At 37.7% G+C, this 6132-nt stretch carries 5 protein-coding genes; all 5 read right to left on the bottom strand.

Translation table 11 applies throughout. The annotated features are described in order from the left end of the window. Positions 1-157: 157 nt before the first annotated feature. Complete coding sequence (gene rlmD, locus DF281_RS14095) at positions 158-1519, bottom strand: 23S rRNA (uracil(1939)-C(5))-methyltransferase RlmD (protein WP_109350901.1); 1362 nt, start codon at positions 1517-1519, stop codon at positions 158-160. Positions 1520-2121: 602 nt separating this feature from the next. Continuing rightward, entirely contained in the window at positions 2122-2232 is a 111-nt protein-coding gene (gene cydS, locus DF281_RS15135) for a cytochrome bd oxidase small subunit CydS family protein (protein ID WP_373863451.1), read from the bottom strand. Positions 2233-2250: 18 nt separating this feature from the next. Beyond that, positions 2251-3276: a cytochrome d ubiquinol oxidase subunit II gene (locus tag DF281_RS14090; RefSeq protein ID WP_109350900.1), complete on the bottom strand. Its 1026-nt coding sequence runs from the start codon at positions 3274-3276 to the stop codon at positions 2251-2253. After that, on the bottom strand, positions 3273-4622 hold the full coding sequence (locus DF281_RS14085; RefSeq protein ID WP_109350899.1) for a cytochrome ubiquinol oxidase subunit I: 1350 nt from the start codon (positions 4620-4622) through the stop codon (positions 3273-3275). The genes DF281_RS14090 and DF281_RS14085 overlap by 4 nt, the downstream gene beginning before the upstream one ends. A gap of 335 nt (positions 4623-4957) precedes the next feature. Continuing rightward, on the bottom strand, positions 4958-5869 hold the full coding sequence (locus DF281_RS14080) for a diacylglycerol kinase (RefSeq protein WP_109350898.1): 912 nt from the start codon (positions 5867-5869) through the stop codon (positions 4958-4960). Positions 5870-6132 lie beyond the last annotated feature (263 nt).

Here is a 6132-nt window from a genome sequence, read left to right as displayed (position 1 = left end):
TTGTTCTCTAGTAAAATATAATTTAGTCATTCTAATCCGCTCCAACATCTTTTTTTTCATTATAAACAAAAGTACCCTATCAGAGGACTTTTTTCAAAGTGTCTATCTGATAGGGTACATTTTAATAAAGGATTCGAGGGTTTATCTTAAACATTTATTAAACTAACTCCAACCACGCTACTGCTTCACAGTGTGCTGTGTGTGGGAACATGTCGACTGGTTGTACTTCTTTTGTTTTGTAGCCGCCGTCTTCTAGAATGCGTAAGTCGCGTGCTAGAGTGGCTGGGTTACATGATACGTAAACTATTTTTGAAGGTTTTTGTTCTAAAATAGTTGTTAGTAATGCTTCGTCGCAACCTTTACGAGGTGGATCGACTACTAATACGTCAGCTGATTTGCCTTCTTTGTACCAACGTGGAATCACGTCTTCTGCTGCGCCCGCTACGAATTCCGTATTATCGAATCCGTTAATTGCTGCGTTGCGTTTAGCATCTTCAATTGCTTGAGGTACGATTTCTACGCCTAATACTGATTTCGCTTGTTTCGCAAGGAATAATGAGATTGAACCGATTCCGCAATATGCATCGATTACTGTTTCTTTCCCTGTTAAGTTCGCATATGTTAATGCTTGATCATAAAGAACTTTCGTTTGCACTGGATTCACTTGGTAGAATGAACGTGCTGAAATTTCAAAGCTTACATCACCAATTTTGTCATTGATGACTTCTTTACCCCATAGTAATGTCGTTTCGCTACCTAAGATGACATTTGTATCTAGGCCATTTAAGTTTTGCATAATAGACGTTACGTTTGGAACTAATTCGCGAATTGCATTGATCGTTGCGATTTTCTCAGGTAATCTACGTTTTTTCGTTACAAGAACAACCATTACTTCGCCAGTTGCATATGCTTTACGAACAACGACATGACGTAAAATTCCTTTTTTCGTTTTTTCATTATAAGGTGTTAAACCTAAAGCCCAAAGTCTTGGTTTTAACCCTTCTAAAATAGCGTCCGCTTCAGCAGTTTGAATCATACAACGGTTAGTATCAACAATTGCATGTGATTTCGTTTTGTAGAAACCAGCAATTGGTGCTTCCCCGTTTGTGCCGAATGGGATTTGTGCTTTATTACGGTAGTTCCAAGGATCTTCCATACCTTTTGTTGGATGAACGACAACGTCTAGTTTGCCTAAACGTTTCATCGCGTTTTCAACCATTTTTTGTTTCCACTTCAGTTGGCCTTCATATGAGAAGTGTTGTAATTGGCATCCGCCACATTGGTCGAATACTGGGCATGGTGCTTGTACTCGGTCAGGTGATGGTTCTACGATTTTAGCGATTTTAGCAAAGCCATAGTTTTTCAGTGTTTTTAAAACATGGATTTCTGCCGTTTCGTTAGGTAGTCCCCCTTGAACGAATAGTGGGTAGCCATCAACTTTGGCAACACCCGCTCCATCATGTGTTAAATCTTCAATTAATACTGTAATACGGTCATTCTTTTTTACTGGTGCAGTCATATCTTACGTCCTCCATTTCAATTTCTCTATTGTAACACGAATAGCATTAATGCGACACGCTCGATTAGAGAAAATAAGCTCTGTGTCAGATGTTAGGGTGAATGAAGTTGGTTTTCTCATTCGTATTATACTTTTCTATTTAGCATAGATGTAAATCAACCTTTTTGTACTTGATTGCTAATCGTATAGCGCCAGATGCAGTGCGCTACATATCGTATGTTTTGTCATTACCCTCTCCTCATATTCATCAATGGCGATTAAAAGTAAATTATTTTTTCACGACCTGAACAAAACGACACGTGATCATATAGATATTCCCTTTCTTTCCGTAATTGATATGAATGAAGAGCATTTGGTGAAACTGAGCTTTTTTCACATGCATCATCATTGAAAGAAATAACGAGGACTCCTGCCGAAAAACAAGTGTGAAGTAATCCTTTCTTTCCACCTAAAGTGGAAAGAAATAGTGCGGCACTTGTCGGCGGAAAGCATTCGTTATTTCTGAAAGTTGAAGAGTGAATTGTTTTAAGAACCTGACATATATTATTAAACCAGAAAATAAAACCGCGCCTATTTCCATAAGCGCGGCTATACTTTATTCATTATTTATCGTTTTTTGTAACAGGGCCGTCCATTTTACCAACCCAGAATCCTACGGCAATTGATAGGATAACTACGATGAATGGAGCGTAAAAGATTAAAAATTCTTCCATGTGTAGCGCCTCCTCTAATTAAGCGTGATGATCTTCTTTACCTTTGGCATAATCATTGTTGAAGACGAATAGTTTCAAGATTAACCACATCGCTGGTACGAGTAAGAATAATCCTAAAATAAATGTCACAACTAATGTAATCGCCATCGTTTGGTTCGTGAATGAATCGTAAATTGTTAAGTGTGGATACATTAAATATGGATAGTGTGAAATACCATAAGCGAAGAACGCTAAGATAAATTGGCCGATTACTAAGCCCATTGCTAATCCAAATTTAGTTTGTTTGATTAGGAAGTAAATTGTTCCCGCAAACATTAATGCTGAAACTGCCCATACATACCATAGATCCAACATACGGTTGTAATGTTCTAAGTTATGGCTTTTTAGCTCAACTGTAATACCGATTACAGAAATAACTAATGGTACTGCCCAAATTAATGCGTATTTACGTAATAAGTTACGTGCTGCGAAATCCTGTGCTTTATTCGCATACCAAGTTAGGAATGTTGCTGAAATGTACAGACATGCTGACATTGATAACAGTACGACACTCCATGTTAATGGACTTGTGAATAACGCTTTATAGTCTAATAATGGCTGGCCTTCTACAATATTGACGAAGCCACCTTCTGAAATTGTTAATACGATTGATAGTGCTGCTGGCATTAATAATCCTGTAATACCGTAAATTGAAGCATATCCTTTATGTCCTCGAGAACTATATGACTCGAATGCGTAGTATGAACCACGGATACATAGAAGGATTAAAATAATACTACCTGGAATCAACATTGGCTGACCGAAGTAAACCGCTGTTTTCGGGAAGAACCCGATAATTCCTACGAAGAAGAATACGAAGAATACGTTCGTAACTTCCCATACAGGTGATAAATAGCGTTGAATAACTTTTGATAAAATATGTTGTTTCCCTGTCATGATTCCGTGAGCATTGAAGAATCCTGCTCCGAAATCAATTGAGCCTACAAGAATATAGCCAAATAGGAAAATCCAAAGTACCGATATACCTAGAATTTCGATGTTCATTTATGCTCACCGTCCTCGTTATGACGTTCTTCTAACTCTTTCTCGACTGGATTGTTTTTAAACATTCTACGAAGGATGATGACACTACCGATTCCTAGAATAATGTAAAGTACACCGAATAGTGCAGCCATCAAGCCGACATGATCACTCGAAGTTGCCGCTTCAGATACTTTCATATATTTCACTAGAATCCAAGGTTGTCGACCAACTTCCGCTAACCACCAACCTGCTTCGATTGCTAAGAATGTTAAAGGCCCACCAGCTACGATTAGCCAACTAAACCATTTTTTGTGGATGAAGCCCCATCCTCTGATTTTACCCCATACATAGACAAGACTTAGGACGATCATCAACATACCAACTGATACCATGAAGTCGAATAAGTAGTGAATATATAGCGGTGGTGTTTCATCTTTCGGGAAGTCATTCAAACCGGTAACTTCGCCGTTGAAATCACTTTTCGCTAAGAAACTTAAGAATTTCGGAATACGGATTTCATAATTAATTTCCTGCGTTCCTTCATCTAACACACCGAATAAGACAAGATCTACACCTTTTTCAGTTTCGAAATGCCACTCAGCCGCAGCTAATTTCTCTGGTTGGTACTCTGTTAAGTATTTCGCAGAGAAGTCACCAATGATTGCTGTTGCGATTGAGAATACTAATCCTAATTTCATAAATAAGAATAGCGATTTTTTATGATAAATATGTTTTGAACCTTTTAACATTTTGAATGCTGCAATTGCTGCTAAAACGAATGCTGAAGTCATGTATGCTGTTACTAATACGTGACCTACTTTCGTCGGCATTGATGGTGTTAACATCGCTAAGATTGGTTGTACGTTAGTAAGTTCACCATCCACGATATCGAATCCCTGTGGTGAGTTCATGAATGCATTAACCATTGTAATAAATACTGCTGAAATTGATGAACCAATTGCTACAGGTATTAATAGAAGGAAGTGTTTCTTCTGATTTTCGAAACGATCCCATGTGTATAAGTAAATACCTAAGAAAATTGCTTCAAAGAAAAATGCGAATGTTTCCATGAATAATGGTAAGGCGATTACATTACCTGCCACTTCCATGAAATTCGGCCATAATAATGATAATTGCAATCCGAATGCTGTACCTGTTACTACCCCAACTGCTACTGTGATTACATAACCACGAGCTAATCGTCTTGCTAATAAAATATAATGTTCGTCGTTCTTTTTAATTCCTAACCACTGAGCAATCATAATCATCAATGGAATCCCTACACCGATTGTCGCGTAAATAATGTGGAATGTTAATGTAAACTCTGTTAACAATCGGCTGAAAAATACTGCACTTTCATTTGCCATAATGCTTTTGCCTCCTCAACTATAAGATGTATTGAACAAAAATTGTAATGAGCATAATAAATGCTACAACAGCACAAGCTATGATCAAAATGTTCTCTTGTTTTTTGTACATATGCTTCCGCTCCTTCATACCATCATTATACCCTCTCTATTTCGCTTTAAATCGCGAACTATTGACAGAATTGCTACGTATTGATGTTGAAAATGTGAGGGAAATTTGGCAGATAGGTGACAGTGACTTTTGTCACATTTTGGCTATTGATTTTTCAGAATAAAAGGGGGAGAAATACAAAAAAACCACTTAAAAAGGAATTCCTTCTTAAGTGGTTTCTTCATTAGATTCGGTCTTCTTCGCGAATATCATCAATCGGTACAAATAATTCTACATGGCGTTTTAGGTTTTTAAATACTACTGGAGCATCTCCACCGTATTCACCATCTAAGTTTAATTGTACTTTGTCTTCTGAGACGATTGACACTTCTTTTGCTTTTGCATAAATGACATGAGAATCTTTTAAATGGTCTCCTCGAACTGCTAGTGTTACAAGTTTAATGAAGTCGGCGATATTACATTTTTTAAGAATAAATACTGAAAATAAACCGTCATTAATACTTGCATCAGGCGCTAATTTTTCAAAGCCGCCAACTGAATTCGTTAAGCCAATTAAAACCATCATTGCTTCATCATCAAATACTTCACCATCATATTCAATTCTCATATGAGTAGCATTTAATGAAGGGAGCATCTCGATCCCTTTTAAGTAGTATGCAAGTTGTCCTAATACGGTTTTTAACTTACTTGGCACTTCATATGTAAGTTCCGTAATACGACCACCACCTGCAATATTGATGAAGTAGCGATCATTCGCTAAACCGACATCAACTGGTAGGGAGTCCCCTTTTAAAATAATGTCTACTGCTTTCTTAATATCGCGTGGAATTCTAACAGCTCTTGCAAAGTCATTCGTAGTGCCCATTGGAATTAGACCTAGTTTTGGGCGTTCTTCAAATTCACTCACACCAGCTACAACTTCATTCAGTGTACCATCGCCACCTACAGCCACGATGATATCAAAACCGCGCTTCACTGCATCACGTGCAGCAAATGTCGCATCTCCTTCACAAGTTGTCGCATGGCAAGAAGTTTCATATCCTGCAACCTCAAATCTCTCTAATACTTCAGGTAGACGCTTTTTAAAAGCTTCTCGACCAGAAGTTGGATTATAAATGATTCGTGCTCTTTTCATTGTTATACCTTCCTGCTTCTTAAATTTCCCCAGACAATATTGAAACGCTTTAAAAGGAAATAAGTTCCTCTTTTCGTTCAATGTTTTGCTAACAACCTATTTTAACGCAGTCGTATACTTTTCTGCAAATATACCCTTTGTGAACTACTCGCCACTTAGCTAAACCTTGCGGTTCTTCACGCTTGAAGTGGGAGCTTCTTGGGAATAGAGCGTACTTGCAAGTGTATTTCTTTACTTGCAGCGGTTTCTCTTATTTGACCGAG

The organism is Kurthia zopfii, from assembly GCF_003143955.1.
Lineage (GTDB): Bacteria > Bacillota > Bacilli > Bacillales_A > Planococcaceae > Kurthia > Kurthia zopfii.
Note: the sequence above shows the minus strand (reverse complement) of the source record. Positions and strands in the feature narration are given on the sequence as shown.